The 3,674-nt window shown below is 73.0% G+C and carries 2 protein-coding genes; both read right to left on the reverse strand.

Features of this window, described 5'->3' with window-relative positions; genetic code table 11:
• The coding region (locus VET29_RS19070; protein ID WP_349256446.1) for a type I polyketide synthase at positions 1 to 2,999 on the reverse strand (2,999 nt) is incomplete at its 3' end.
• Between the two features lie 20 nt (positions 3,000 to 3,019).
• Positions 3,020 to 3,674, reverse strand: a 655-nt coding sequence (locus VET29_RS19075; protein ID WP_324922168.1) for a beta-ketoacyl reductase, incomplete at its 5' end; no start/stop codon positions are given.

Raw genomic sequence — 3,674 nt, forward strand, 5'->3', positions numbered from 1 at the left:
AGTGGGCGGGTGCCGTGCTGGTCCGGCGGGCCGACCCAGACCTGGACGGCCAGACCGCCCGTGGCGGGCAGGACCATCGGGGTCTCGATCATCAGCTCGTCGATCCGGTCCGCGCCGACCTCGTCGCCGGCACGCACGGCCAGCTCGACGAAGCCCGTGCCGGGCAGGATGGCGGTGCCGGCGACGGCATGGTCGGCGAGCCACGGGTGGGTGCGGACCGACAGCCGGCCGGTGAGCAGCAGGCCGTCGGCGTCGGCGAGCGTGGTGACGGTCGCCAGCAGCGGGTGGTCGGTGCTGGTCAGGCCGAGGTCGACGGCGTTGGCGACCTCGGCGCTGTCGTCCAGCCAGTACCGCTCCCGCTGGAACGCGTAGGTGGGCAGGTCGATCCGGCGGCCGCCCGGCAGCGCCAGGTTGGTCGACGCGCCCGCGGTGTGCAGGGTGGCCAGCGCGGTGAGCGCGGTCGTCACCTGCGGCCGGTCGCGGCGCTGCGCGGCGACCACGGTCAGCGGCGCCTCGGGCGCCGGGTCGGCCTCGGCGAGGGTGTCCCGCACCATCGCCGACAGCACGCCGTCCGGGCCCAGCTCGGCGAACCGGCTGACTCCCTTGGCACGCATGGCGATCACCAGGTCCGCGAACCGGACGGCGTCGCGCACGTGGTTCACCCAGAAGTCGACCGAGGTGACGTCGGCGAGCATCTGGATGGTGGGCTTGGTGAAGGTGAGCCCTTCGACGACGGCGCGGAACTCGTCGAGCATCGGCGCCATCAGCGGCGAGTGGAACGCGTGCGAGACCGTCAGCCGCTTGGTGCGCTCGAAGTTCGCCGCGACGGCCAGTACTTCTGCCTCGTCTCCCGCGATCACCACGGAGGACGGGCCGTTGACCGCCGCGATCGACACGAGGTCGGTCAGCAGCGGTCGGACGTCGTCCTCGGTGGCGACCACGGAGACCATTGCCCCGCCTCGCGGCAGGGCGGCCATCAGGGACGCACGGGCCGTGACGAGCTTCGCCGCATCCGCGAGCGTAAGAACGCCGGCACAATGCGCGGCCGCCACGTCACCAACTGAATGTCCACCCACCACATCAGGAATCACCTCCCAGGACTCGAAGAGCCGGAACAACGCGACCTCCGTCGCGAACAGGGCGGGCTGGGTCCAGCCCGTGTCGTCGAGGTCGCCGGCGCCCTCGAACATGACCTCCCGCAGGCCTTCGGGGAGGTGGGCGAGCACCTCGTCGAGCGCGGCGGCGAAGACCGGGAACGTCTCGTACAGCTCATTGCCCATGCCGACCCGCTGCGCGCCCTGGCCGGTGAAGACGAAGGCGGTCTTGCCGGGGCCGGCGACGCCGCGGATCACGGCGGCGTCGTCGCCGTCGGCGATGGCACCGAGCCCCGCACGGGCGGCCTCGGCGTCCTCGGCGAGCACGACGGCCCGGTGGGTGAACGCGGACCTGTTGGTGGACAAGGAGAAGGCGAGATCGGCAAGGTTGGCCTCGGCCACGACGGGCAGCAGGCGAGCGGCCTGGTCACGCAGCGCCGCGCCGGTCTTGGCCGACACGAGCAACGGCACCGGCCACGCCGGCTCGGTCACCACCGGCGCGGCGGGCACCTCCTCCGCGACCGGCGACACGCCCTCGATGATCACGTGGGCGTTGGTGCCCGAGACGCCGAACGAGGACACCGCGGCCCGGCGCGGGCGATCGGCCTCGGGCCACGGGGTCGCCTCGGTGACCAGGTCGACCGCGCCGGCCGACCAGTCGACCTCCGGGGTCGGCTCGTCCACGTGCAGGGTCTTCGGGACCACGCCCGCACGCATCGCCGCGACCATCTTGATGATGCCGCCGACGCCGGCCGCCGCCTGGGTGTGGCCGATGTTCGACTTCAGCGAGCCCAGCAGCAGCGGGCGTTCCCGCTTCTGCCCGTAGGTGGCCAGGATGGCCTGCGCCTCGATCGGGTCGCCGAGCGTGGTGCCGGTGCCGTGCGCCTCGACCACGTCGACGTCCGAAGTGGACAGTCCCGCGTCGGCCAGCGCGGCGCGGATGACCTTCCGCTGCGCCGGCCCGTTCGGCGCGGTCAGCCCGCTGGACGCGCCGTCCTGGTTGATCGACGTGCCCCGGACGACCGCCAGCACGGGGTATCCGCTGCGCCGTGCCTCGGAAAGCGTGGTCACCAGCAGCATGCCGGCGCCCTCACCCCACGCGGTGCCGTCCGCGGCCGCGGCGAACGACTTGCACCGCCCGTCCGGCGCCAGCCCCTTCTGCCGGGAGAACTCGATGAACCCGGCCGGGGTGGACAGCACGGTCACGCCGCCGGCCAGCGCGAGCCGCGTCTCGCCCTTGCGCAACGCCTGGATCGCCAGGTGCAGCGCGACGAGCGAGGACGAGCACGCGGTGTCGACGGTGACCGCGGGGCCCTCGAAGCCGAACGTGTAGGCGATGCGGCCGGAGGCCACGCTGCCCGCCGACCCGTTGCCGAGGTAGCCCTCGACCTCGGCCGGCACCGTGCGGAACCGGGCGGCGTAGTCGTAGGTCGCGATGCCGGCGTACACGCCGACCTTGGTGCCCTTCAAGGAGGCCGGGTCGATCCCGGCCCGCTCGATCGCCTCCCACGAGGTCTCCAGCAGCAGGCGCTGCTGCGGGTCCATGGCGAGCGACTCACGCGGCGAGATCCCGAAGAACGCCGGGTCGAAGTCGGCGCAGTCGTGCAGGAAGCCACCCTCGCGGACGTACGAGGTGCCGGCGTGGTCCGGGTCCGGGTCGTACAGCGCGTCGGTGTCCCAGCCCCGGTTCTCCGGCAGGAACGAGATCGCGTCGTCGCCGTCGGCGACCAGCCGCCACAGGTCCTCCGGTGACGTGACGCCACCCGGGTACCGGCACGCCATCCCGATGATCGCGATGGGCTCGCTGGCCGAGGCCTCCAGCTCGGTGTTGCGCTGACGCAGGCGCTGGATCTCCTTGAGCGAGTCGCGGAGCGCGGCGGCTAACTCTTGACCGGCTGTGTTCATCAACAAAGTCCTCTCAGAGATCAGGAGTCGAGGGCCTCGCGGGCCATCCGCAGCAGGTCGAGCACGTCCGCCGAGTCGATCTCGGCGCTGTCCAGCTCGACCGGCGTGCTTTCCGGCTCCTCGTCCGGCATGCCGGTCAGTTCGGCGAGCAGCCAGCCGGCCAGGGCCGCCGGCGTCGGGTAGTCGAAGATCAACGTGCTCGGCAGGCGCAGGCCGGTCGCCGCGCCGAGGCGGTTGCGCAGCTCGATCGCGGTCAGCGAGTCGAAGCCCTGCTCCAGGAAGCCGGTCTCGGTGGCCACCGCCAGCACGGACGCGTGCCCGAGCACCTCGGCGGTGTGCTCCGCGACCAGGTCCGCCAGCACGTCGGCGCGTTCGGTCTCGGTGGCGCCCACCAGGCGCTGCCGCAACCTCTCCGGCGCGTCCACGTCCTCGGGCCGGGCGGTGGCCGCCGCGACCAGCTCCGCCAGCTCGGGCAGGCCGGACAGCAGCCGGCTCGGCCGGGCGGCGAGGAACGCCGGCAGGAGCTTCTCCCACGCCACGTCCACCACCGCGACGAACTGCTCGCCGTGGTCGAGTGCGCGCTGCAGCGAGGTCAGCGCCCGGGCCGGCGCGAGCGGGGCGAGACCGCGCCGGTTGATCTGCTCGGCGACCGCGAGCTGGACGCGTTCGTGCTGG

The organism is Actinophytocola sp., from assembly GCF_035634895.1.
Lineage (GTDB): Bacteria > Actinomycetota > Actinomycetes > Mycobacteriales > Pseudonocardiaceae > Actinophytocola.